Origin of the sequence: Shewanella halifaxensis HAW-EB4 (assembly GCF_000019185.1) — a bacterium.
Taxonomy (GTDB): Bacteria; Pseudomonadota; Gammaproteobacteria; order Enterobacterales; family Shewanellaceae; genus Shewanella; species Shewanella halifaxensis.
The window spans coordinates 4,738,235-4,764,639 of record NC_010334.1 but is presented as its reverse complement, the minus strand read 5'-3'; the positions used below and the strand labels follow the sequence as shown (position 1 = coordinate 4,764,639).

The window sequence follows — 26,405 nt, the reverse complement described above, 5'->3', positions numbered from 1 at the left end:
AATCGATCAATGTTATACATATGGGTGCTTTAGGTCAATTTTTTGACGTTTTAAGTTTGTGTTTTGTAGGAGCTGCAGAAAAGTGAAATAGTATAAAATAAGACAAAGGCCACAAGATGTAGTGGCCTTTGTTAATGTGTTAATGATCAAATCGATAAATTAAGACTTTTGATTGATTATTATGGCAGGTTTAATCCGTCGTCGACTTGCTCGTAAGGCGGGATAAACGGTGTGGTATTTGGATCGGTAATTAAAGCTTCATCGGCAATAAGCTCGGCAATGATAATGCTCGCATCTGCTGAGCCATAAATACTCGATAGATCGATACCGTCGAGAATGATCATCACGCTATCAGTACCAACTCCAAGCCCGTCGGCATCGATAGTGATTGTGGTATTGCCTCCGCTGAAGCTGAAAGAGAGGAAGTCTTCTAGATTGCCACTTTCTTCACCTATTAATAGATCCGACAGATCCAAAACATCAATGTCTAGATTGAAGTTGAGTACTGTATCTGTACTACCGTCAGCACTGTCTGACTCCCAAACAAAGAAGTCTCGCTCACCATCGTCACTACCGTTGAGCGCTCCACCATCTAGGCTGTCATTACCTTGTCCGCCAGACAAGTAATCTCTACCGATCCCACCATTTAGGGTATCATCTCCAATTCCCCCTATGACAAAGTCGTTACCTTCACCACCTTGTACATTGTCATTACCCGAGCCTCCAATAAGTTCATCATTACCCGATAGGCCTATTAAGATGTCATTGTCCTCTCTACCGAAAATACGATCATCCAAATTTGCACCCGTTAGCGAGTCGCTATTTGTACTGCCAAAAATAAGGTTATTGATGTTGTCGGTGCCGACGATGGTAATAGAGTCATCTGCTATTTGCTCATGTGTAAACACCGCTTCGACGAATCTTGCCTGAAAGTTACCTCCATTGTTATCAAGGTAGGTTATTTGCCAAGTATCATTAGCCGCGACGGGATTGGCAATAATGTAATCGGCCAAAGAGGTCGTGGTTGGGTCACCGTTACCGTCAAGTAGGAAGATGGCTGAGTAGTCGACTTCAGCCTTCATTAGGCCTGAATCAGCATCATAGCTCCAAGTGATTATTCCGTCCCCATCATTGTCGGGGATCACCTCAAAGATTGCACTGCCAATAGTTAGCCTTGCAGAGACTTCCATTTCTCTTGCAGCACCAGCAGCAGTATTTGCAGCTCGCTCATTTACAGGAACAGGAATAACAATAGGGTTTTGTTGGAAGTCGGTGAATAGTTGCAATGAACCGCTGGCAGGATCGGAGTTAAGAGCGTTAGCAAACAACTCTGTTATGACTAAATCTGCTTCCTGATCATTACCCGAGGTTAGTGGGCTTGAACCATCACCAATTTGTACAGTTTGGTCGGCTAAACCATTAGCTGGTACCGCGTGGATAATAAATTCACCATCGACAGAGTCCATACCCGAATTGATTTGGAATGTGAGGCCTAGGTCTATTTGATAATCCACGTCACCATTGTCGCCCGGAACGTATACCAAGCTCTCTAACTCGGTTGCGCTAAGTACTGGTGGAGCGTTAAAGTCAATCAGCGAGAGCGTATTATCACCATCGGCCATATAATAGACACTACCTAACTCTACATCAGGATCTAAGCCTTGTGTCAGTAAAGTGATCTCTAGATTTGAAACGGTAATAGCGTCATTGATGTCAATATCAGTTGGTTGAGAGATGAGTAATGGGTAGCCACTTAGATACGGATCGGTTATCTCATTGAGAGAGGCTGGTACCCATACCTCTTTGGCAAACTCTCCTTCGATAGTATCGTTCACTCCGCTGATTGTAAGTGTGATCGTTTCGGTATCGGTGGCTCCATAATTGTCTGTCACCGTTACGTCAAAGCTTAAGGTGATAGATTCTGTTGCAGCAAGAAATTGAATTAAGCTATTGGCAACACTGAAGTCCCAATTATTTTGACTTACGCTGAACCCGCTGATTATTTCATCTATTTGTGCCTGAGTTAAAACGGTATTTAAGTCCCCTGCAGACCAGCTTATATCGGTATTATAAAGTGATGACATTGTTCCTGTGCTGTTGTTATCTACATCGGTAAAGCTTAATACTCCCGTATCACTAATCATGTCATTGTTTACGTTTAGATCTTCTGTTACACCACCTAAAGTATCGGCTGTGAGTTCGGGAATGTCGTTAGTGCCGTGAACCGTTACCGTCACCTCTTGAGTGGCGGTCGCACCAAACTCATCGGTCACGGTGACCGTGAAGCTCTCCTCATGCTGCTCACCTGATGCGAGTGCATTGACCAGCGCGCTGTCATTGAGGTTGTAGATCCATTCCCCCGTATCGGTATCGATAGTAAACTCACCATAAGTCCCGGATGCATCACCACTCCAAGTCCAGCTGGCATTGTTATCCAGATCGTCGGCGGTTAAGGTGCCGCCCGTTTGTAAGACGGCCACGGCAGGAGTGTTATTGTTATCGGGATTGTTGTCGAAGTCATCGATCACACCAGCCTCTTTAACGCTTCCGAGTGCATCTTGGGCATTGGAGGTGATAAACGGAATATCGTTAGTGCCGTGAACTGTCACCGTAACCTCTTGAGTGGCGGTCGCACCAAACTCATCGGTCACGGTGACCGTGAAGCTCTCCTCATGCTGTTCACCTGAGGCCAGAGCATTGACCAGCGCACTGTCATTGAGGTTGTAGATCCATTCCCCCGTATCGGTATCGATAGTAAACTCACCATAAGTCCCGGATGCATCACCACTCCAAGTCCAGCTGGCATTGTTATCCAGATCGTCGGCGGTTAAGGTGCCCCCAGTTTGTAAGACGGCCACGGCAGGAGTGTTATTGTTATCGGGATTGTTGTCGGGATAGTTGTCGAAGTCATCGATCACACCAGCTTCTTTAACGCTTCCGAGTGCATCTTGAGCATTGGAGGTGATAAATGGAATATCGTTAGTGCCGTTAACCGTCACTGTGACCTCTTGAGTGGCGGTCGCACCAAACTCATCGGTCACGGTGACCGTGAAGCTCTCCTCATGCTGCTCACCTGATGCGAGTGCATTGACCAGCGCGCTGTCATTGAGGTTGTAGATCCATTCCCCCGTATCGGTATCGATAGTAAACTCACCATAAGTCCCGGATGCATCACCACTCCAAGTCCAGCTGGCATTGTTATCCAGATCGTCGGCGGTTAAGGTGCCGCCAGTTTGTAAGACGGCCACGGCAGGAGTGTTATTGTTATCGGGATTGTTGTCGGGATAGTTGTCGAAGTCATCGATCACACCAGCCTCTTTAACGCTTCCGAGTGCATCTTGGGCATTGGAGGTGATAAACGGAATATCGTTAGTGCCGTGAACCGTCACTGTGACCTCTTGAGTGGCGGTTGCACCAAACTCATCGGTCACGGTGACCGTGAAGCTCTCCTCATGCTGCTCACCTGAGGCCAGAGCATTGACCAGCGCACTGTCATTGAGGTTGTAGATCCATTCCCCCGTATCGGGATCGACAGTAAACTCACCATAAGTCCCGGATGCATTACCACTCCAAGTCCAGCTGGCATTGTTATCCAAGTCGTCGGCGCTTAAGGTGCCGCCCGTTTGTAAGACTGCCACGGCTGGGGTGTTATTGTTATCGGGATTGTTGTCGGGATAGTTGTCGAAGTCATCGAACACACCAGCTTCTTTAACACTTCCGAGTGCATCTTGAGCATTGGAGGTGATAAATGGAATATCGTTAGTGCCGTGAACCGTCACTGTGACCTCTTGAGTGGCGGTTGCACCAAACTCATCGGTCACGGTGACCGTGAAGCTCTCCTCATGCTGCTCACCTGATGCGAGTGCATTGACCAGCGCGCTGTCATTGAGGTTGTAGATCCATTCCCCCGTATCGGTATCGATAGTAAACTCACCATAAGTCCCGGATGCATCGCCGCTCCAAGTCCAGCTGGCATTGTTATCCAGATCGTCGGCGCTTAAGGTGCCGCCAGTTTGTAAGACGGCCACGGCAGGGGTGTTATTGTTATCGGGGTTGTTGTCGGGATTGTTGTCGAAGTCATCGATCACACCAGCCTCTTTAACGCTTCCGAGTGCATCTTGGGCATTGGAGGTGATAAACGGAATATCGTTAGTGCCGTGAACTGTCACCGTAACCTCTTGAGTGGCGGTCGCACCAAACTCATCGGTCACGGTGACCGTGAAGCTCTCCTCATGCTGTTCACCTGAGGCCAGAGCATTGACCAGCGCACTGTCATTGAGGTTGTAGATCCATTCCCCCGTATCGGTATCGATAGTAAACTCACCATAAGTCCCGGATGCATCACCACTCCAAGTCCAGCTGGCATTGTTATCCAGATCGTCGGCGCTTAAGGTGCCCCCAGTTTGTAAGACGGCCACGGCAGGAGTGTTATTGTTATCGGGATTGTTGTCGGGATAGTTGTCGAAGTCATCGATCACACCAGCTTCTTTAACGCTTCCGAGTGCATCTTGAGCATTGGAGGTGATAAATGGAATATCGTTAGTGCCGTTAACCGTCACTGTGACCTCTTGAGTGGCGGTCGCACCAAACTCATCGGTCACGGTGACCGTGAAGCTCTCCTCATGCTGCTCACCTGATGCGAGTGCATTGACCAGCGCGCTGTCATTGAGGTTGTAGATCCATTCCCCCGTATCGGTATCGATAGTAAACTCACCATAAGTCCCGGATGCATCACCACTCCAAGTCCAGCTGGCATTGTTATCCAGATCGTCGGCGGTTAAGGTGCCGCCAGTTTGTAAGACGGCCACGGCAGGAGTGTTATTGTTGTCGGGATAGTTGTCGAAGTCATCGAGCACTCCGGCCTCTTTGACGCTACCGAGCGCATCTTGGGCATTGGAGGTGATAAACGGAATATCGTTAGTGCCGTTAATTGTGATAGTGATCACTTGGGTATCAGATAACCCATACTCATCGGTGACTGTGATGGTAAAGCTTTCAGTTAATTGCTCGCCATAAGCCAAGCTATTCGCTAGCTCATTATCTAAGATGAATGACCACTCACCAGTCGACTCATTAAGGCTGAAAACGCCGTAGGGAGTAACAGGGTTGTCATCTAGTTGCCAGTTGAGTATGGCGCCATTATCTACATCATCGGCCGTTAGCGTACCTGATGCTTGTGCAATACCCGCTGCCTCGATATTGCCACCGATAAGAACACCCGCTTCGATAACATTACCCAAGGCATCTTCAAAGGATGAAGTGATCTCTGGGGCGTCGTTTTCTCCGGTAATCGTGATACTGAGAACTTGAGACACAAAGTCGCCATCACTATCGGTTAGTTGATAGTTGAATGTCTCGATGAGTTGCTCACCGAGAGCGAGTGCTTGTATCTCAGATAGTTGGTTGTTTAATTGGTAACTATAGCTACCGTCTGCAGCAATAATTAATGAGCCATAAACACCCGATATGGCCGTATTGCCTACAATGTCAGCACTCGAGTTAACACTATTACTTATTTGGGTGACAGCGGCCGAGTCGGCACCGAAAGTATCGTTTTGCAGTACATTACCTAGCACACCGTCTAGATTATTCTGACTAATTTCATTGCTGTCATCTAAGCCGCTTGGCGCATCATCAACAATATTTGCAGTGACTAAGGTTGTGGTCTGAACGCCTTGATTATCAGTGAGCTGCAACAAGAAAATCTCGGATAACGTATCTGAGTCTGAATGGTCTAGCGTAGCGACTAAGGTATAGCTGTAGGTTAATACCGAATTGACAGCGTCATAACTACTAATCGTTAAGACACCATATTGGGTGGTGATTGATACAGGTCCTACAAAGTCACCACTAGTAAAAACAGCTATGCCGTTAATGCTAAGAGATTGGATACCCGCTTGAACATTAACGGATACGCTTTCTGCCTGAGACAACGATGTGACTTGAGGTTCTGAGCCTTGCTCTAGATGTTTCTCATGCAAGGTTACAGCTCGTGCAGAGAGTCGAGGGAGGGCAAACTCCGTTAAGAAAACAGGCAACTCATCCACCCGAGTTAGTTCTACTTGCTTAAAGCCTGCGGTGTCATGCCCTGCATTAGCAAGGGTTTCGTCACCTATTCGGCTAACGGCAATATAGCCACCGCCTTCGTTTGCTGTTTGAGCTGTTTCACCTGCAGCGGTATCGGGGAGGCTCTCAGTTGGATCTTCGCCACTTAGGATCTGTTCCTGTAAGGCTGCAATTTCAGGATCGAGCTCCGTTTCTGTTGGCTCGTTCGCCTGAGCAGCATCATTGGTCGCTGGGCTGATGACAACGTTATCCTGAGTGACGGTGCTGCCGTCACTGTATTGCAAGGTAAATGTTACGTCAGCAGAAACTTCATAGCTTTTATTCTGCTCTAGGCTATCACCTTGAACGAGTGTAATAACTTCGCCTTGGCTATTTTTAGTCGTTATATATCCAGAAAGCTCAACAATTGTGGCATTCTGTTTTAGGGTAAAAGTATCCATCATAAAGCACTCTCACTGTCTCATCCGTGAGTGAAATGAAGGATTATCGATGCTTAGTTAATTATTATTTTTGCTCGAGTTAGTATGAATTCTGTACAACGCTAAGCTGTTGTCAAATCGACGTAAGTCAAGTTGATAGCGATGATTTAGTTAGCACTTTAGTTGTACGGGACGAATATATATATTATCAACTGCTTAGAGTATTTCTGAATGGTTGGACGGCATTGCTAAATAAAAAAAGGCCGCGGAAATAGCAGCCTTTAGTAAAAAAAGGTATAAGCGTTATATGAGTTTGGCCGCATTACGTCTGGTTTGCAGCGCTCTATTGAGTTCACCCAAGTGCTCTTGTGCATCGGCTAGAGCATGTAAGCTATTGATGTCATCTTGCAAGTAACAGGCTTTTTGCCACCAGATTTTAGCTTGATGATAGTCGTGATTTTGCTGGTAAAGCTTTGCTAGGCAAATTTGATAATCGACGCTATTTTCATATTGAGGCTCTAACGCCAACAACTGTTTTTTAGCTTCAACATCGGCAGGGGTTAGCACTTGCGATAATGCATTCAACACAGGTGCAGATGGCGATGCTTTTACCTGTTTGAGCAGCATCTTAACGGCTTCGTCTTTACGCTCGAAACGACTCAAACCTATAGCGTATAGTGCTATATATTCAGCTTGCTTTCTCTCGCCGCGGGTTAACCAATGCCAGCACTTTTCTAATTCTTGCTCATTGGCTTTGGCTGCTTGGCTGAGTAAAGCGGTATTGGTTTTGAGTGATAAAGCACTAAAAGCATCATCGTCTAATACGTGTTTCTTATTAACAATTGGGAGTAGTAACTTTAGTGATTGCCAATCCTGTTGTGCCTGATACAGATCTATGGCCAATTTGAGTATTGGTAATTTACTCTTGCTGGTCGGATTGAGTTTATCTAACTCCTCTCTCGCCGCGACTAAGTCGCCTTGCTGCAATAGATAGCGAGTACGTGTGGTGCGTGCCGCTTTTTCGGCTTGCGGTTCGAGTTGCGCCTTAGCCAAGTATTCATCGCGGGCTTGGATGTTGTTCTGATGATGCGCGGCACGAGCGGCGGCGAATAAATTCAGAGCCGGAATTTCACCTTTTTCAGCCCCTTTGGCCATGGCTTTTTCGGCTGCAGGCCAATCTTCTTCTGCTAACGCGAGTGCGCCAAGCAGGGTGTGTTTTCTCGCCGCTTTTTTACGCCACCTTTCAGGAAGATAGCGGCTGCTGAGCACCATATTTAAAAACCAGACGACAACAAACTCAACCAGCTGTAGCAAACTATAGAAGATGATTAGCGCAATAATGGCGAACACGATACTGGTTTCGATCTGATAATCACCGATAGCCAGATATAGATAGCCTTTACTGCCGACAAGAAAGGGGCTGATACAAAGCCCTAATAAAATAATAATAAGGTAGACGAGAGCGCGAACCATTACTGCGCCTCCTCTGTCATTAGGTTGCCATAGGTGACTAACTGATTAAGTAGGTTAGAGGCTTCAAAACGTTCTATATTCGTCGTTTGGATCTTCAATGTTTCTAGTGCATCTAACGTCGCTAACGTATCAATGGTTTGTTGATCTTTAAGATCAAAGTATTGATAGATCCATTTTCTAGCTAGCTTGATGGAGTTACGATAATTAACCTGATCTTGACGATATAGGGCCAGCTGCGCTTGCAGTAGCTTATTCTTGATATTCTCTACTAAATACCACTGTTGATCAGGCTCAAGCAGAGGTGCGGCATCTGTGGTGCGTTTTCTGACGATAACGAAATCATCAATTAATGCCTGCCATGACTTGGCTAAGTTAGACTGCCAATCATCTAGTGAGCCACTGACTTGGGTATCGGCGAGCTCATCAGCTGAGAAATGTGTCTCGGCGCGATTCAAAGGCAGTTTATCTAGACCGTCTATGATGTTATCTAAGGTCAAAACAGTACCCGAGATATCGGTATTCTTAATCGCAGCAACCGCCGCAATATCTTTGGCGAGTGCTTTTCTTAGTGGCATCAGTGAAGGGTCACGCATTGACTTAATACGCTCATCAGCTGCTTTTAACAGACTGGTTGCCGTACTAGGATCTTTTTCTAGCCAGAGTTTTTGCCCCGCAAGTCTAACCAGATATTTGGCTTCTTCGGCGCGCCAATGGTTTGGATTTCGCTGAGCAATGATCGACACGCGCTCTTCAAGCTGAGTTTGCTGGTCAACTGTCTTTTTCAGGGTTGAGTCAACACTAGACTTGAATTGGTTTTGTTGCTGCTCTAAAGAGGTAATCCGCTGATTAGGCGCGACAAGTACGGTTTGTAGCTCCTGCTTGAGTTCTTGCTGTAGTGCTGCTGTTTCAGCTTGCTGAGCTTGAAGCTGTTGGTACAGGTAGTAACCGCCAGCGCTAGAAGCGAAAGTGAGTAGCAATAGTAAAAATAGGGTAAAGATAACGCCCCAAGGTGCAGGCTTGCTTGGAGAAGGTTGCGTTTGCACAGTACTTCCATTAGAGCTGGGGCTTTCATTAGAGCGAGTGCTTTCATTTGCATTAGTTTGCGGTTCTGACTGCGCTTTGATAACAGGCTGTGTTGCAACAGTTGGCTCTGAAGTGTTGGCGTCAGTGTTCTTGGTTTCCATTTTACAGTCCTTGAAAGCTATGATGCTGCAGAAATAGCGAGTATGAACTTAAAATAAGCTGCGAATTACTTTAGAGATAACGTAGCTAGCATAGCATTAGTGTTTGCGGCGGTGGCATTACTAATCTGCACTAGGCCGTACGCTTTTGCTTTTTCATATACTCGAGAGCTTGGCACTATAATATGACAAGTTTGCAGCCAAGCAAATAGCTCTTTTGGTACTGTTTTAACGAGGTTATCGAGTATTTCGCCACTGGTAATGATGATAGTGTCTATACCAAAGCTTTGCCATTGTTGGCAAAGGCATGCTGCATCAAGCGCAGGGCAACCACGTTTATAGACTTCCCAGTAATTCAGTCGTGCTTGGCGTTTAGTCAGCTCGGTTGCCAGGTCTTCTCGTCCGCCTTGACCTCTAACTATCAGAATATTTTTACCATTAACCTGAGTCAGCGTGGGTAAGGTGAGTAGGCCTTCCGTTTGTTGGCAGTCTTCAGGAGCTTTCTCTGCATCAAGGCCTATGTCGCTAAGCGCCGCGTGAGTGGCATCGCCAACCGCAAGATAATGGGCAGATGTAGGCCATTGATTATTGATCGCTTTAGAAGCAAAGCTAACCGCATTGGTGCTGATAAAAATGATGATATCGGCTTGTTTAAGCGTCATATCAATTTGCTGGGCGTCGAGGTTAGAGGTGGGCTGAACATTAAGTAGGGGCGTGATGAAGTAAGAGACGTTGCGCTTTGTCAACGCCTCTGCCATCAACTGATTGCGCCCTTCAGGACGCGTCAGTAAGACTTTCATTTTTGAGGATTACGCGTTCGCGTAAACAGCGTCAAGAATGGTTTTAGCACCCTTGGCGAGTAACTCTTCTGCTAGAGCAACACCTAGCTTTTCGGCATCGGCCTTATTACCAGAAGACGCAGCAGTGATGATTTGGCTACCATCTGGGTTACCCACTAGGCCGCGTAGGCTTAATGTGTCGCCGTCGATTTCGGCGTATGCGCCGATAGGTACCTGACAACCACCTTCAAGACGGGTGTTCATAGCACGTTCTGCTGTAACGCGCATACGAGTTTCAGCGTGCTCAAGTGGAGCCAGTAGCGCTTTAACACGAGCGTCATCAGTACGACATTCAATACCGACAGCGCCTTGGCCGTTTGCAGGTAGTGATTGCTCTGCAGAGATAAAGCTAGCGATTCTTTCTTCTAGTTTTAGACGCTTAAGGCCTGCAGCTGCAAGAATAATGGCATCGTAGTTGCCCGCATCTAGTTTTGCTAGACGAGTCCCCACGTTACCGCGCAGATCCTTGATGACGAGATCTGGGCGAGCAGCACGAATTTGGCACTGACGACGTAGACTAGAGGTGCCAACTACTGCGCCTTGTGGCAGATCTTCAATAGTTTTATAGGTGTTTGATACGAATGCGTCGCGTGGATCTTCACGCTCACAAATCACCTCAAGGCCTAGACCCTCTGGGAATTCAACGGGTACGTCTTTCATTGAGTGAACAGCGATATCGGCTTTGCCTTCTAGCATAGCGACTTCTAACTCTTTAACGAACAAGCCTTTACCACCGACTTTAGCCAGTGGGGTGTCTAAGATGATGTCACCTTTGGTACTCATTGGTAGCAATTCTACTGTGAGGCCTTCATGGATTTTTTCCAGTTCAGCTTTCACAAATTCGGCTTGCCACATGGCAAGAGGGCTCTTACGAGTTGCGATTCGGATCAGATTTTGAGACATGAACGATATTCCATCTTAGAACTTATTTACGTCAATGCTAACATTGCCTGAATATAGATGTAACAATCTGCTGTTGATTCTTTGAAGTCCACCCTGTTCTAAATCGCCTAGAAGCGTGATGTTGATCACATTTGCTTGCTGGTTATGTGTTTGCCATATACATTGGGGATAGTTATTTATTTTCAGTGGGCCAAATGATTTGCAGGACGAGTTTGATAAATTCGAGCGTGCAGCTCAACGGTTAGATGTCATCAGGTACGCTAGAGCGATTGCGCTGCTGTCGCCACTCAAGCGGCACTTACTTCGGCTTATTCCTATTTTTTTGCATTACCACGCCCCTAAACTGCCTGGTTATAACGGCCCTTTAACGCCGTCTGGTATTGTAGATTATCAGTTTTTGGCAGAAACCACGGAAGCCTGTGAAACCCTCGAAATTGATCTATCGAATGCAAAAACTGCAGCTCGCCCCTTAATTGAGGGGATTTACAGCATGGGCAGTACTGCGAGCTTTGGTCAAAATCCGCAGAGCGACATCGATGTATGGTTAATACATAGTGATTTATTGAGTAAGAATGAGTGTGAATTACTCGCTAGCAAAGCTGTATTACTGACCCAGTGGTTCGCAAAGTTTGATTTGGAAGTGAACTTCTACTTGGTGCACCCAGAGCAATTTATTAGAGAGCAGGGCGAACAGGCTGATTTATACAACTGCATGGGGCATGAGCACAGTGGTAGTGCTCAGCATTGGTTACTGCTCGAGGAGTTTTATCGTAGTCAATTTCGTTTGGCGGGTAGGCCTATAGCATGGTGGCCGAATGCTAAAAAGTCTCCAAAGTTACTCACTTTAGGCGATGCTAATACTTTGCCAGCTAGTGAGTATTTTGGCGCTTCGCTTTGGCAGCTCTACAAGGGGGTTGAGAAGCCTCATAAAGCCTTGTTAAAAGTGCTTCTACTAGAAGCGTATGCCAGTGATTACCCCAATACTCAGTTAGTGAGTGAGCGGATTTGGCAACATACATTAAAAGGGGATTTCTCAGCGGCTAATGATGCTTATTATCTGCTGTATGAGTCGATAGAGTCCTATTTAAAGAAGCATGGTGATAATCGGCGTCTAGAGATCACCCGCCGTTGTTTTTACTTAAAGTGTGGCGTCAAATTGAGTCGGCATGATCAGGCGGTCGATTGGCGATACTTTAAGATGCAGAAATTAGTTGCCGATTGGAACTGGTCAGAAAGTTTACTGAAAACTCTAGATCACTGTGAAAATTGGCACTGTGGCCAGTTGCAGTGGTTTAACGAACAGCTCAATGAACTGATGTTGGGCAGTTATCGGACCCTATTGCAGTTTGCTTCAACCCATAGATTAAGTGAGAGCTTACGGATCTCTGAGTTAGGTCTATTAACCCGAAAGCTGCATACTTATTTTAGTGAAGATGCCCACCAGATCATGCGCCTTAATCCGCTGTGGAGTCGTTCGATTCTAGAGCCCCATTTATCTGTCATTTATAGCGAACAAGATAAGTCTTATTATTTGTATCGTTGCTCACCTAACCCGAAAAACTTCCTTGAATATAGTGCGGTGTTCCATTCAAAAAGTAAGGCTAAGTTGTTGGTATGGGCCAGCTTGAATGGTGTTGCTGATAGTAAAACCCATTGGCATGAAGTGAGACAAAGTAAGCGCAAATCGACTTACTTAACTCATGCGGGCAATCGACTCGACGGGCTTATCGTACATCAATCGACGAAAGTATCTAAGATGGCACTCTATCAGCCTTGGCATTTTAGCAAGCTAGTATTTTTATTGAATTTCAATAGCGATCCTACTGAGAGTTGGCAAGGACAAGACATCATGGTCGACTATATGAACAGCAATGTGTTCTCGATTGGTCGACGTCATTTGAATATGGTGGACTCGATTGATGTGATTAGTCTTAACAGCTGGGGAGAGTGGCATTGTCATCATTTTGAGGGCGAGAAAAGTATCTTGGATGCCCTATCGTTTGTAACGCCTGGTATGAAACGAGCCAGCGCTACCGTCTCGGTTGAGGTGATTAGTTGTTCAAGCAAGTTACGATCGCAAACTGAACGTACAGTGCAGAACCTGCTTTACAGAGCGGTACGGCTTAGTCGTCAGGCACAAAGTTCAACAACGTTAGGTTATGCCTTGCAGGTAGGTCGGCTGCGCTATGGTTTGTTTTTTAATAATCGTGGCATGCATTACGAGAATTTAAGTGATGCTAAATCTTTCTATCAACAGTTGTCTCAGCGCAAATTACTTGAGCTTCCCAGACCAACCTTAGGCGATGAACCATTTGCTAAAGTGCCAGCAGTGATCCAAGACTATGCCGCTAAAGGCGCGATTCAGTATTTCTTGCGTCAGAGGGAAGAGGGGTTAGACGTGTTTATTTTAGATGAGAAGAATGAGCTAAACCACTATGTGCAAGAGGGAACCGACGTGGATGCGTTAGTGAACAAGTTAAGCCATTATCACACATTTGAAGACCCTCAACTTGAAAGAGATAATTTCAATCTGCCACAGTTTTTTAAATTAGATCGAGTCAAAGGCGAGCTGGTTGCGCTGCCTTTTGGGGTGACGCAGGAGTCTTCAGAAGTCGACTTTTAATGGTGGAACCTGAAGCTGATGCGGTTGAAAATAAAAGAATGAGAAGCAGGGCTTCTCATTCTTTTATTATATAGAACAAAACTAGATATCCAGTTTTAAACCACTTTGCTTGAAGATAGACTCAACCACGAAAGGCAAAAATTCATTGCCATTGCGCTCATCCATCCACTTTCCGTCAACATAAGCGAAATGGTAACCGCCAAACTGCGTTGCTAACCAAATCTCATGCAGCGGTTCTTGTTTGTTGATAACAATCTTAGATGTGCCATTAAACTCTAATTGCAGCACATTACCTGAGCCATCGACATCTACATCCGCATCTTGCTCATCAATCAGTACTTCTATCGCGTTATCAATTGTTTGAAATATTTCATCAACCAACTGATGAAATTCGAAATCTGTTATAGCCATGCTAATTATTCCTCAGATTTAGTTAGTGCCATCATATTAGCAATCGATAGCCTGATTACCAATCACATTAATTTTGTGGTTAATCAATGTCTAAATAATCCTAGTGGATTCTACTTGTAGTTAATAGTTTGTTTTTCAACGCATTAGTTGTCTTTATGACGATTAAGATTAGAAGCTAGTGGTTTGGGATAAGTTGAATTATTTTATATTGGAAGCGCTTTCTGTGACCAAGTTGTGATTTTTGCTAATTAGCCTAGTCAATATATGGCTAACTGTGCGAGGGAATTATGCAAGAAAGGCCTGATATAAATGCGTTATAGGGTTGACGCATAGCGGGCTGTCTGCAAACATCAGGATTAACAATTTTTGCCGTATAGCAAGCCGTAGTGTTATTGCTACAAGGGTCACCTGATGTTGAAAAAAATGAGACTGTTTTTGCTAGTAGGGCTTGGTAGCCTAGTACTTTTAGGCTGTGGACAAAAAAGCGCGTTATTTAGAGCGCCTCCGCAAGAAGTTAATCAGCAGGCAACTGATAAGCCGGTGCCTGACGCAGAGCATGAGCAAAGCGAGCAAAGTAAAAAGGACTAAAGACATTGGATCATTTTTTATATCAAGCAGATGAGCTTTATGCGGAGCAATGTCAAGTTGCCGAGCTCGCCAAGCAGCATGGAACGCCGCTATATATCTATTCCCGTGCAACCTTAGAACGCCATTGGCACGCCTTTGATAATGCTGTGAGCGATCATCCACACCTTATCTGTTATGCGGTAAAGGCAAACTCAAACATTGCGGTACTTAACGTATTGGCACGTTTAGGTAGTGGCTTTGATATTGTCTCTGGTGGCGAGCTGTCTCGAGTGATTGAGGCGGGCGGCGACCCAGCTAAGGTGGTTTTCTCCGGCGTGGGTAAAACGGTCGAAGAGATGGAGATGGCGCTTAATCTTGGTATTTATTGTTTTAATGTCGAGTCTGCAGCCGAACTTGAACAGCTCAACTTGGTTGCTTTGCGCTTAGGAAAAGTGGCCCCAGTGTCGCTACGAGTGAATCCCGATGTCGATGCGGGCACCCACCCTTATATCTCAACGGGTCTAAAAGAGAATAAATTTGGTATTGCGATGGAAGGGGCTGAGGCTATCTTTACCCGTGCCAATGAATTACCAGGCCTTGAAGTTAAGGGCGTTGATTGCCATATCGGCTCTCAACTTACCGAAATTAAGCCCTTCTTAGATGCGATGGATCGTATGCTCGCGCTAATCGATCGCTTAGCAGAACAAGGCATCGAAATTAAGCATTTTGATGTGGGCGGTGGGCTCGGTGTGACTTATGATGAAGAAGTGCCGCCACAGCCGGACGTCTATGCCGCGGCATTACTTGAGCGATTAGATGGCCGAGATCTTAAATTAATATTTGAGCCTGGCCGCGCTATTGCTGCCAACGCCGGCATTTTCGTTACCCAAGTGCTTTACCTTAAAGAAAACAGCGATAAGCGTTTTGCCTTGGTCGATGGTGCCATGAATGATTTGATCCGCCCATCGCTTTATAGCGCCTGGCAGAAGATTATTCCTGTGATTGAGCGTGCGGGCGAGATGCAAACCTATGACGTTGTTGGACCCGTGTGTGAAACCGGTGATTTCCTAGGTAAAGATCGCGAGCTTAATATACTCGCAGGTGATTATCTTGCCATTCGTTCATCGGGAGCCTACGGCTTTACTATGTCATCTAATTACAATTCTCGTCCACGTGCAGCAGAGCTGATGGTGGATGGTGATAAAGCCTATGTCATTCGAGAGCGAGAAAAATTAGCTCAATTATGGCAAGGTGAGCAGATCCTGCCGTAAACTAGAATAATACTAAGTAGCGGATGCCAACAAAGCATGCGCTACAGATACTTTTTAAGGATGTCCACCTTGATCCAATTCACTAAGATGCATGGGTTAGGCAATGATTTTATGGTCGTCGATGGAGTGACACAGAATGTGTTTTTCTCTCCAGATCAAATTAAGCGCCTAGCCGATCGGAATTTTGGCGTTGGTTTCGATCAGTTATTACTGGTAGAGCCTCCGTACGATCCCGATTTAGATTTTCATTATCGCATCTTTAATGCTGACGGCAGCGAAGTTGAACAGTGTGGCAACGGTGCCCGTTGTTTTGCACGCTTTGTGCGTAATAAAGGTCTGACCCATAAACATAAAATTCGCGTGAGCACCTCTTCTGGTAAAATCACTTTGCGTCTTGAGCGTGACGGTAAAGTCACGGTTAATATGGGCATACCCGTACTCGAGCCGAGCAAAATCCCTTTTACCGCTAAGAAAGTTGAGAAAACCTACCTGCTTTTGGCATCGAGCGGCACCTATCTTTGTGGCGCAGTTTCTATGGGTAATCCTCATTGCGTGATTGAGGTTGACGACGTGGCAGCAGCCGATGTTGATACTATTGGCGCCGAGCTGACCAATCATGAACGCTTTCCAAAAGGTGTGAATGTTGGCTTTATGCAGGTAGTGAATTCAGGGCATATTAAACTCAGAGTTTATGAGCGCGGCGCAGCTGAAACATTAGCTTGTGGTACAGGCGCCTGTGCGGCGGTGGTTGTTGGTATACAGCAAGGTAAACTTGATCGAAATGTGTGTGTGGACTTACCCGGTGGCAGTTTAATGATTAACTGGGACGGCGAGGGTAAGCCTTTGTGGATGACAGGGCCTGCCGAGCATGTTTACGATGGGCAGATCGCACAATGATAGATAACTCGAACAAGACTCCCCCCTTCGATGAAATTCTGATCCGCGAATACTTGCTGGATAATCCAGAATTTTTTAGCCGTTACCCAGAGCTATTGTTAGCCATGCGTATTCCGCATGCGGAGCGCGGCGCGGTGTCATTAGTTGAACGTAAACAAGAGATGTTACGCCAACGAGTGGCTCAGTTAGAAGAGGAGATCACCGCGTTGCTAGCGATGGCATCGCGTAATGAGCAGATCTACATGTTTAACAGTGCATTATCTATGCAGCTACTAAAATGTGAAGATATGGGCGAACTACGCCAAGTCTTGTCTAATGGCCTAAAAGAGCAGTTTCAGTTCAGTCATGTAAGGCTGATCACCGTACATGACATCGATAGTGAGCTATCACAGATCTGGAGTAAACGACTCAGCTCTGGTTACTATTTTGGCCGTCTGACTAATGAAGAGTCGAAGCGTCTATTTGGGGGCGAAGTGGGCTCGGTAGCACTGTCTCGATTGTCTAAGGAATGCGGTCAGGTCATTTTTGCGATTGCCAGCCAAGATCCTATGCACTTTCATCCAGAGATGGATCATCTTCTTCTATCACAGCTTAAACAGTTACTTGATCACCAGCTGACCAAAATCTAATAGCGAGGCTCTATGGCTGACGAAGCGTTATCGGATAATTCAGTTTGGTTGAGCAGTTTTGAGCGTTACCTGCGCACTGAGCGTCAAGTTTCAGCTTATACGGTGCGTAACTACCTGTTTGAGCTAAAGCGAGTCGAAAAGCTATTTAGCGAGACTGAGTCATGGTTGTCACAGCAACATGACTCCCTGCAGGCTATTTTAGCTAAATTGCACCGCAAGGGCTTAAGCCCACGCTCCTTGTCATTAACTCTCTCCTCTTTAAAGCAGTTCTATGAGTTTTTACTTAGAGAGCAACAGTTAAAAATTAATCCGGCTATCAGCCTTACCGCACCCAAGCAGGGCAAGCCTTTGCCTAAGAATATGGATGTCGACTCTGTATCACATCTACTTGATATCGACGCTAACGATCCACTAAGTTTTCGAGATAAAGCCATCATGGAGCTGTTTTACTCCTCGGGGCTGCGTCTTGGAGAACTCGCTGCGCTTAATGCTGCCGATATTCAGTTTTCAGAGGCGCAAGTTAAAGTGCTGGGTAAGGGCAGCAAAGAGCGGATCGTGCCCATTGGTAAGTTGGCATTAGCCGCTATTACCCAGTGGCTAGAGATTAAGCGAGATATCGCCTGTGAAGGCGATGCGTTATTTGTCACAGCAAAGGGTAAGCGTTTGGCGCATAGAAGTATTCAAGCGCGTTTAGCCAAGTGGGGACAAGAGCAAGCCATAGGCATGAAGGTGCACCCGCATAAATTACGCCACTCTTTTGCGACGCATATGCTCGAGTCCAGTGCCGATCTACGTGCGGTGCAGGAGCTGTTAGGTCACGCCAACTTGTCGACTACCCAAGTTTATACCAGTCTAGACTTTCAACATCTTGCCAAGGTATACGACGGTGCACATCCAAGAGCGAGAAAAAGAGGCAACAGCTGATGAAGATCTTTATTCGCCCACAGCCCTTTGAAGCCATTAGCTTCGACTTAGATGATACCCTCTATGATAATCGGCCAATCATTCGAAACGCCGAAGCCGCGCTACAGAAGTTTTTACATCAAGCCTATCCTAAGTCTGCCAAGTGGCAGTTTGCCGATTGGCGCAGGCTTAAATTCGCTCTGTTTAGTGACTCTCCTGAGCTGCGTAATGATACGACCGCCGCGCGATTGGCAATGTTAGAACGTGGTCTACTGCAATTGGGTTATGACGCTCAAACCGCGCAAACAGGCGCACAGGCAGGTCTTGATCACTTCGTGAAGCATCGTAGTCACTTCAAAGTATCGACTGAGGTTATTGAGCTGCTGGCTCAGCTTAAGCAGAAGTATCGCTTAGTTGGGATCACCAATGGTAATGTCGACCATCAAAGGATCGGTTTAGAGGGGGTATTCGAGTTCGTACTGCACCCCGGGCACGGCTATAAGCAAAAGCCATCACCAGAGATGTTTGTATTGGCCGCTGAAAAACTGGGGCTACCTTTGGCAAATATTCTTCATGTTGGTGACAGCGCATCGAGCGATGTCGATGGTGCAAGGGTGGCTGGTTGTCAGACCGTGTGGCTTAACCCGAGCTTTGGGGGAACTGAGAAGTCGAGCGCCAACGGGCTATTACCTCATATTGAGATATCGTCTGTGCAGCAGCTGAGGCAGCTTCTCTAGCTTATGAAAGCGCCATTTAATAAAAAAGCTCACAATCGTGAGCCTTTGTACTTTTTAAAGCCTAGCTTTAAAGCTCTTGTTTAAAAGCAGGCTTTAAGCGGTTAGTGCTAGCGCTTTGGGGAACAAGATATTGTTCTCGATATAAATATGCTGTTTTAGATCCGCTTCAAACTCAGCCAAACTGGCGTAGCAAACGCGCCATGTGGTGCAGGCATGGGCGGGTGGCACAAAGCCGTTCGTGAGCTCACTTATTTTCTCGAAGATCTGCAATGCATCGTCATGCTCATATTGCATGGCATTGATAGGGTTGCCGATATGGCCAAAGCAGTTTTGCATTTCAACTTGGTTGTGCAGGCCTAGAATCGCCGGGAACAATATTCGCTCCTCTTTCATCAGGTGCGGCATTAAGTCTTCGACTAGTGCGTGGATCCAGCCTGCTAATGGTTTTATCTCTGCATGATTCTCACCGTGGGCACGGACCATTTTCTGGCTGTACTCCACTAGTAACGGGGCTTTCTCTCTCACAAAGGTGTGATGAGTCGCTTCGATATAGTTAAGTAAGTCGGGTAAAGGCAGTTGATCTAAACCTTGCTCTTTAGTGCCTTGAGTATCAAGCGCGAGTAGTGCGTCGATGACATTAGCTTCATCGGCATCGAAGCGTTTTATCGCGCGCTCTAATGAAATGCCACCCCCACAGCAAAAATCAATTCCGAACTGACTGAACAGGTGCGCAGTGCGAAAATCGTTAGCGACTAATTCGCCAACGCGAGAGGCAAGTAGACTTTCTTTCGAGTGAGGGGCTTTTGATTGATGCATGGCTGGGCTCCAAATACGATATTACTTTAAATAAATATTTTAAATGCATCTTATAGGTATGTTTCGTTTGGCACAATGATTACCTGAGTAAAATGCTCAAGTAAACACGTTTTCTGTCTTAAACTAACCCTAGCTAGGTAGAAGCTTGGTGGCTAAAGCCAGCAGCAATTGGTGTGGGCTCGTCGTGGTTTCTGAAACTTTTTCCTACAGAGCACTTGCTAAGTTAGGTAAACACATAGTGTTTTCATTTTGATTAATTTAGACTAGCGAACATAAAAGAGTTATTTTGAGTTCAACAAAGTCAGGTATGACCATTAACAGAGTCAAAGGTAGTACGAAGGCATAATGTTTAGCCTAGGTCGTTTTATTCGCGCATTCACCACCTCTCCAGCGACGTTGGGGCGGGTTTTGTTGATCGTGATTTTAACGATGCAATCAATGGTTGCTATGGCTGACGATTGTTCACTGGCTCATGACGACTGTGGCAGCGAGTTAAGCTATTTTGTTGAACATGAAGTTGAGTTGCCTAATGGTGTATCACAATGTGATGAGCCTGCCACGGCAAATCATGTGGAAGATGACTGCACTGAATGCAGCAATAATTGCTGTTCATGCTGCCTGACACTAATGCATCCTGTGACGGTAATGCAAACCTCGACAGTCGCTCCAGACTCTTTCGTCTTTACCTTTAACTCTACCTCTGTAGAAGCGCCTTATTACGCTTTTCTGCGCCCCCCTAAAGCCTTAATCGTTTAATCAAAAGTTTATTTTATTAGCGAGTTCTGCTGTCAGAGCTTGCTTAAGATCTGTTGAGTTTATTTAAAACTATAACTTTTATCAGGTCTTGTATTTTTGTATTAAATCGAGGCTTACACTCAGATGTTTTACAATACTTATGTCGCCAGAATAGGCATTGCTTGCCTATGGCGAGGGCTTTATAGCACGTTCGTTATCGTCGCTCTGCTATTGGCAGGTTCGTTTGTTGCCGAGGCTGCAACACAAAATAATACTCTTTCTTTGACCACGGTTATCCAGCGGGTACAGCAACAGCATCCTGCTCTTAAGGTCTTTGAATTTAGACGGCAGGCACTGGACGGTGCGGCGCATACTCAAGCTCTGACCCCAGGTTATGATCTCGGTTTTGATCTCGATAACGTCGCAGGCTCAGGTGAGTACCAAGGGATTGATAGTGCGGAGTTCAGTATCTCACTGTCGTCAGTAATTGAAATGGGAGATAAGCTCGACGCTCGCTCAGGTGTGGTGAGTGAGCAGCGTGCCTACCTTGAAGCTGAGCACAAAATTGCCGCCCTTAATCTACTTGCCGAAGCCACTCGACGTTATATCGATGTATTGGCTGCGCAATCACAGTTGCAGCTTGCATCAGACTCTTTAAAACTTGCGGAGCAAACGCTTGAGGTGGTGAGTGAGCGAGCCAAGGCTGGAGTCACGCCCGATGCCGAAGTTAAGCGCGCCCGCGCTGCGGTGTTTAGCGCTAGATTGGTAGCAGAAACTCAGCTGCACCAGCTCGATTATGCCAAGCTTGCGCTCAGCATGATGTGGGGCGAGTCACAGGTGAGCTTTGACACGCTTGCTGGCAGTCTATTTGCGTTTTCTGACGATGTGGCATTGGCACCACTATTTGAAAAGGTGAAATACAGTCCTGCCATCGCGGCTTACTTAACCCAAGCACAACTGAAAGAAGCTGAGCTGCGCTTTGCTAAAACCCAATCGACTACCGATATCAAATGGTCTGTAGGGGTAAAGCAGTTACAGCAAACCAATGATATGGCACTGACAGCAGGTTTTAATGTGCCGCTGTTTAACGGTGAACGTAATACCGGTGCTGTTATGTCAGCTCAAGCGGCTAAACAAGAAGTGCTAGCCAACAGAGAGGTTGCGCTACTAGAGCTTTACGGTCAGTTATACCGTGCGTATACCAGTCGTAAACAAGCCATTGTGACCGTAAATCGTTTACAAGCCAGTGTGATTCCTACCTTAACCTTAGCCCTAGAAGATACCAAAATCGCTTATGAGCAAGGGTTATACAGTTACCTCGATTATTTAACCGCTAGAGAAGAGCTGCTTTTTGCACGCCGAGCGTTAATTGATGCGGCGGCCTCTGCGCTGCGTTATGGCGTCGATATCGAGCAACTGATTGCTGAACCTTTGCCTGCTTCTCAACACTCCTTCTTTAATGATTTTCAAGGACAGCCAAAATGAACACTAACGTATTAAACAAACTTTCTCTGGTTCATATTGCTGTTGCTGCAGCATTGATATTTAGCAGCGCTGTTAACGCCTCACCAGAGCACAGCCATGAGCTGGTAAATAGCCATGAGACTGAACACAGCCATGAGCCTAAGCACAGTCACGAAGATGCGCATCAAGTTGAGCAAGCTGCACATTCAGATAAGCACTTGGATGCGGCTCGTAAGGATGAGCACGAAGATGAACACGGTCATGATGATTCTCATAATGGCGGCCATGAAGATGGTCATAACGATTCTCATGACGACGGTCATGAAGATGAACACGGTGATGAGCATGGTCATGACGAACATGAAGAGGGCCAGGTTCACATTAGCGCCGAGCAAATAGTGGCGTCAGGCATAGTGACGGGGCAGGTTCAAGCTGGCGATATTGAGCTAACACTAACCGTTTATGGCCGCGCAATAGTTCCAGAGACTGCAAGCAGTGAGATTCGGGCGCGCTTTGCAGGCCTGATCACCGCGGTAAAGTTTAATGTTGGCGATCGCGTTGAAGCTGGACAAGTTGTTGCTGAAGTGGAATCAAACTCCAGTTTAAAGCGTTACTCAATTAAAGCACCTATCTCGGGTGTGGTGGTGAGTCGCAGCGCCAATGTTGGCCAGCTAGCCAGCGATAATGTGCTGCTTAGCATCATCGATGACAGCCTGCTGTGGGCGCAGTATCAGATCTTCCCCGGTCAACTGAGTAGCGTTGCCGTGGGGCAGCCATTAACTATAGGTTCTGAGCAGCTGCAAACAGCATCAACAATTCAGCGCCTTCTCAACGCGCCAAACGGCGAAGTTTATAAGTTAGCGCGTGCGCCACTGGACAATAAAGAGGGTCAATGGGCGGTTGGGTCATTGCTTTCAGGCAAGGTGACACTGAGTACACAAGCGGTAGCGCTAGTGATTGATAACCGAGCTCTGCAGGTATCTGAAGGTCAACAAGTGGTATTTATTCGTAATGGTGAAGGCTTTGAAAAGCGCGCCGTAAAGTTAGGTCGAAGCGATAGCCAAATGAGTGAAGTGCTGTCGGGTCTAGAAGCGGGTGAAGAATACGCGGTGAATAATAGTTTTCTACTGAAAGCCGATCTTGAGAAATCAAGCGCCGCGCACGTCCACTAAAGGAGACACAGATGATTGAATCAGTTTTGCGTCTCGCGATAAATAGACGCTGGATGATGATGTTCTTAGCCATGCTGCTAGTGGCAGTCGGGCTATGGAGTTATCAAAAGTTACCCATTGATGCCGTACCTGATATTACCAATGTGCAGGTGCAAATTAGCACGCGCGCCGAGGGGTATTCGCCGCAGGAAACCGAGCAAAGAATTACCTACCCGATTGAAAATGCACTGATGGGGATCCCGCAGCTCTCCTATACGCGCTCATTGTCGCGTTATGGATTATCGCAAGTGACGGTCGTGTTTGATGAAGGTACCGACCTTTACTTTGCGCGTAACCTTATTAGCGAGCGCTTAAACGGTATTAAAGGCAAGTTACCCGCTGAGATTGAGCCCGAAATGGGGCCTATATCAACGGGACTTGGTGAGATCTTCATGTACACCATCGAAGCGCTACCAGATGCGAAACAAGCAGATGGGCGTGAGTTTGATGCCACCGCACTGAGAGAGATCCAAGATTGGATTATTAAGCCTCAGTTAGCTCAGGTACCGGGTGTAACTGAAATCAATACCATAGGCGGTTATGATAAGGAGTATCACATAACCCCATTGCCTGAACAGATGTTGGCCTATGGTGTCTCCTTTGCCGATATCAAAGTTGCACTGCTAAACAGCAACAGCAATCGTGGTGCCGGTTACATCGAGCGAGAGGGACAGCAACTGACGGTGCGTTCAGCCGCGCAGTTAAAGACCATGAGCGACATTGAGCAGGTGGTGGTTAAGCATATCGACAATGCGCCTATTTTTATTACCGATATTGCCGAGGTTGGCATAGGTAAGGCGTTAAGAACGGGCGCAGCGACTCGTGATGGCAAAGAAACGGTACTCGGTAGTGCCATGATGCTAGTAGGTGAAAACTCACGTCAGGTGTCGTTAGCGGTTGCAGCCAAGCTTGAAGATGTTAAGGCCTCTTTGCCCGATGGCATTAAAGTGGAAGCCGTGTACGACAGAACCACCTTGGTCGATAAAGCCGTATACACGGTGCAGAAAAACCTCGTGGAAGGCGCGCTACTGGTGATTGTGGTGCTGTTTATTTTGCTGGGTAATGCTAGAGCGGCGCTGATCACCGCCGCGGTTATTCCGCTGGCGATGTTGGCAACAATGACAGGCATGGTGCAAGCGGGCGTTTCGGCTAACTTGATGAGCCTTGGCGCATTAGATTTTGGTCTGATCGTCGACGGTGCGGTGATTATTGTCGAAAACGCCATTCGCAGGTTAGGTCAGGCACAAGTGCAAAATGGCGGTCATGTGCTCGGGCGTAAGCAGCGTCTGCAACTGGTATTTGAAGCCACTAACGAGGTGATCCGCCCCAGCTTATTTGGCGTGCTGATCATCACCGTGGTGTATATCCCGCTGTTTAGCCTCACAGGCGTGGAAGGCAAGATGTTCCACCCAATGGCAGCCACTGTTGTGATGGCACTGCTAGCTGCTTTGGTGTTGTCGTTAACATTGGTTCCTGCTGCGGTTGCGTTGTTTATGACAGGCAAAATCAGCGACAAAGAGAGCCGTGTTATTACAGCGACTAAGTCACTGTATAAGCCGCTATTAATCGCTGCAATGAAACTGCGTTGGCTAGTGCTAAGCGCTGCCGTTGCCTTGGTGGCGTTTTCTATTTGGCTGGCAACGACGCTGGGCTCAGAGTTTATTCCACAGCTCAATGAAGAAGATATCTTGCTGCAAGCTATCCGAATTCCGGGGACAGGTTTAGAGCAGTCAGTTGATATGCAGGTCTTGTTAGAAGAGCGCATTAAACACTTCCCACAAGTGCTGAACGTATTCTCTAAGATTGGCACCCCTGAGGTGGCGAACGATCCTATGCCGCCAAATATTGCCGATACCTTTATTATGCTTAAGCCGCGCAGTGAGTGGCCCAACCCTAAGATGAGCCACGATGCGTTAGCGGCCGATATTGTTACTGCGGTTTCAGGTCAGCCGGGTAATAACTTTGAGCTCACTCAACCGATTGAGATGCGTTTTAATGAGCTTATATCGGGTGTGCGTGCCGATCTGGGGATTAAGGTTGTTGGTGATGACTTGCAGCAGTTATTAACCTCGGCTAATGCTATTCACGAAGTGTTAGAGCAAATCGATGGCGTCGCGGATCTACAAGTTGAGCAGGTGACAGGCTTGCCTATGTTATCAATTCAGCCAGATCGTATGGCGTTAGCACGTTATGGTTTAACCGTTAACGAGCTACAAGACTTTGTGGCTACCGCGATTGGCGGCGAAGAGGCTGGATTGATTTTTGAAGGTGACCGCCGCTTTAAGATGGTGATCCGTTTACCTGAAACCATCCGTAAAGATGTTGAGCACTTGCAAGAACTGCCCATTGTGTTGCCCTCTGGTGAGTATGTGCCTTTGTCTGAGGTCGCGAGTCTAGACATTGCACCGTCACCGAATCAGATCAGCCGAGAAAACGGTAAGCGCCGTATTGTGGTGACTGCAAACGTACGTGGCCGTGACTTAGGCTCGTTCGTCAGTGAGGCTAAGCTGAGGATCAACCAGCAGGTCGATATCCCTGCTGGTTACTGGTTGGAATATGGTGGTACTTTTGAGCAACTTGAGTCGGCTAGTCAACGTCTATCAATCGTGGTTCCGCTAACCCTTGCATTGATTTTAGGCTTGCTCGTCATGGCCTTTAGCTCGGTAAAAGATGCGCTAATTATCTTTACTGGTATTCCGCTGGCATTAACGGGTGGAGTGATCTCTCTTTGGCTTAGAGATATGCCGTTATCTATCTCTGCGGGTGTGGGCTTTATTGCACTCTCTGGCGTGGCGGTGTTGAACGGTTTAGTGTTGCTGAGCTTTATTCGTCAGCTCTATCAAGAGAAAGGCGAGTTAATGTCAGCCATTATTGATGGCGCGCTAATTAGACTGCGCCCAGTACTGATGACGGCATTAGTGGCAGGCCTTGGCTTTGTGCCGATGGCGCTTAATATTGGCACTGGTGCAGAGGTACAGCGACCCATCGCTACCGTGGTGATTGGCGGCATTATTTCGTCCACACTACTGACGCTATTTGTGCTACCGATCCTTTATCGCATGGCGCACCAACGTAGTGAGAATAAGCGTCGTGAGAATAAGCAAGCGAATGCAACTAATACATTAAAAGTTGAGGGTTGAGCAAAACCCGGTTTAATCAGTTGAGCTTTATTGTTTTATAGAAAAAGCCCTGCATTGCAGGGCTTTTTGTTAACGTTCTTTTTTATAAGAAGTTCTTAATAGAAGTTTGATAAGAAGCTT

Annotated in this window: 18 protein-coding genes; 11 read left to right on the top strand and 7 right to left on the bottom strand. The window is 46.6% G+C overall.

Annotated features, from left to right (window positions below):
- Nucleotides 1-179 precede the first annotated feature (179 nt).
- The 5 genes from SHAL_RS20250 to hemC form a co-directional block, all read right to left on the bottom strand.
- A complete protein-coding gene (locus tag SHAL_RS20250; protein WP_012278978.1) occupies nucleotides 180-6,509 on the bottom strand; it encodes a retention module-containing protein in 6,330 nt (2,109 codons plus the stop codon).
- A 279-nt stretch (nucleotides 6,510-6,788) separates the two neighbouring features.
- Nucleotides 6,789-7,958 (bottom strand): heme biosynthesis HemY N-terminal domain-containing protein, encoded by a 1,170-nt coding sequence (locus tag SHAL_RS20245; RefSeq protein ID WP_012278977.1) that lies wholly within the window; start codon nucleotides 7,956-7,958, stop codon nucleotides 6,789-6,791.
- A complete protein-coding gene (locus SHAL_RS20240) occupies nucleotides 7,958-9,142 on the bottom strand; it encodes a uroporphyrinogen-III C-methyltransferase (protein ID WP_012278976.1) in 1,185 nt (394 codons plus the stop codon). The genes SHAL_RS20245 and SHAL_RS20240 overlap by 1 nt, the downstream gene beginning before the upstream one ends.
- Nucleotides 9,143-9,207: 65 nt before the next feature.
- Nucleotides 9,208-9,939: a uroporphyrinogen-III synthase gene (locus tag SHAL_RS20235; RefSeq protein WP_012278975.1), complete on the bottom strand. Its 732-nt coding sequence runs from the start codon at nucleotides 9,937-9,939 to the stop codon at nucleotides 9,208-9,210.
- A 9-nt stretch (nucleotides 9,940-9,948) separates the two neighbouring features.
- A complete protein-coding gene (gene hemC, locus SHAL_RS20230; protein ID WP_012278974.1) occupies nucleotides 9,949-10,881 on the bottom strand; it encodes a hydroxymethylbilane synthase in 933 nt (310 codons plus the stop codon).
- Nucleotides 10,882-11,080: 199 nt separating this feature from the next.
- Here hemC and SHAL_RS20225 point away from each other — a divergent pair, with 199 nt between their 5' ends.
- The gene (locus SHAL_RS20225) at nucleotides 11,081-13,504 is read left to right on the top strand and encodes a class I adenylate cyclase (RefSeq protein WP_012278973.1); all 2,424 of its coding nucleotides are present in this window, start codon (nucleotides 11,081-11,083) and stop codon (nucleotides 13,502-13,504) included.
- 81 nt (nucleotides 13,505-13,585) lie between these two features.
- Here SHAL_RS20225 and cyaY read toward each other — a convergent pair whose 3' ends face one another.
- Nucleotides 13,586-13,915, bottom strand: a complete 330-nt coding sequence (gene cyaY / locus SHAL_RS20220) for an iron donor protein CyaY (RefSeq protein ID WP_012278972.1) — start codon at nucleotides 13,913-13,915, stop codon at nucleotides 13,586-13,588.
- Between the two features lie 411 nt (nucleotides 13,916-14,326).
- Between cyaY and SHAL_RS23350 the strand changes: the two genes are divergently transcribed.
- From SHAL_RS23350 to SHAL_RS20195, 6 genes are all read left to right on the top strand, one after another.
- Entirely contained in the window at nucleotides 14,327-14,503 is a 177-nt protein-coding gene (locus tag SHAL_RS23350; protein WP_012278971.1) for a hypothetical protein, read from the top strand.
- A gap of 5 nt (nucleotides 14,504-14,508) precedes the next feature.
- Nucleotides 14,509-15,753, top strand: coding sequence for a diaminopimelate decarboxylase (gene lysA, locus SHAL_RS20215; protein WP_012278970.1), 1,245 nt, complete (start codon nucleotides 14,509-14,511; stop codon nucleotides 15,751-15,753).
- A gap of 69 nt (nucleotides 15,754-15,822) precedes the next feature.
- Complete coding sequence (gene dapF, locus SHAL_RS20210; protein WP_041416143.1) at nucleotides 15,823-16,650, top strand: diaminopimelate epimerase; 828 nt, start codon at nucleotides 15,823-15,825, stop codon at nucleotides 16,648-16,650.
- Nucleotides 16,647-17,279: a DUF484 family protein gene (locus tag SHAL_RS20205; RefSeq protein WP_012278968.1), complete on the top strand. Its 633-nt coding sequence runs from the start codon at nucleotides 16,647-16,649 to the stop codon at nucleotides 17,277-17,279. The genes dapF and SHAL_RS20205 overlap by 4 nt, the downstream gene beginning before the upstream one ends.
- 12 nt (nucleotides 17,280-17,291) lie before the next feature.
- On the top strand, nucleotides 17,292-18,203 hold the full coding sequence (gene xerC, locus SHAL_RS20200; RefSeq protein WP_012278967.1) for a tyrosine recombinase XerC: 912 nt from the start codon (nucleotides 17,292-17,294) through the stop codon (nucleotides 18,201-18,203).
- On the top strand, nucleotides 18,203-18,919 hold the full coding sequence (locus SHAL_RS20195) for an HAD-IA family hydrolase (RefSeq protein WP_012278966.1): 717 nt from the start codon (nucleotides 18,203-18,205) through the stop codon (nucleotides 18,917-18,919). Before xerC ends, SHAL_RS20195 begins: the two co-directional genes overlap by 1 nt.
- A gap of 93 nt (nucleotides 18,920-19,012) precedes the next feature.
- On the opposite strand, the gene ric is transcribed toward SHAL_RS20195, so the two are convergent.
- A complete protein-coding gene (ric, locus tag SHAL_RS20190) occupies nucleotides 19,013-19,735 on the bottom strand; it encodes an iron-sulfur cluster repair di-iron protein (RefSeq protein WP_012278965.1) in 723 nt (240 codons plus the stop codon).
- Nucleotides 19,736-20,080: 345 nt separating this feature from the next.
- Here ric and SHAL_RS20185 point away from each other — a divergent pair, with 345 nt between their 5' ends.
- The 4 genes from SHAL_RS20185 to SHAL_RS20170 all read left to right on the top strand — a co-directional run bounded on the left by SHAL_RS20185 (nucleotide 20,081) and on the right by SHAL_RS20170 (nucleotide 26,285).
- Nucleotides 20,081-20,491, top strand: a complete 411-nt coding sequence (locus tag SHAL_RS20185; RefSeq protein WP_012278964.1) for a hypothetical protein — start codon at nucleotides 20,081-20,083, stop codon at nucleotides 20,489-20,491.
- A 123-nt stretch (nucleotides 20,492-20,614) separates the two neighbouring features.
- The gene (locus SHAL_RS20180) at nucleotides 20,615-21,955 is read left to right on the top strand and encodes a TolC family protein (RefSeq protein WP_012278963.1); all 1,341 of its coding nucleotides are present in this window, start codon (nucleotides 20,615-20,617) and stop codon (nucleotides 21,953-21,955) included.
- On the top strand, nucleotides 21,952-23,106 hold the full coding sequence (locus SHAL_RS20175) for an efflux RND transporter periplasmic adaptor subunit (RefSeq protein ID WP_012278962.1): 1,155 nt from the start codon (nucleotides 21,952-21,954) through the stop codon (nucleotides 23,104-23,106). Before SHAL_RS20180 ends, SHAL_RS20175 begins: the two co-directional genes overlap by 4 nt.
- Before the next feature lie 11 nt (nucleotides 23,107-23,117).
- Nucleotides 23,118-26,285, top strand: coding sequence for an efflux RND transporter permease subunit (locus SHAL_RS20170; RefSeq protein ID WP_012278961.1), 3,168 nt, complete (start codon nucleotides 23,118-23,120; stop codon nucleotides 26,283-26,285).
- Nucleotides 26,286-26,405: the final 120 nt, after the last annotated feature.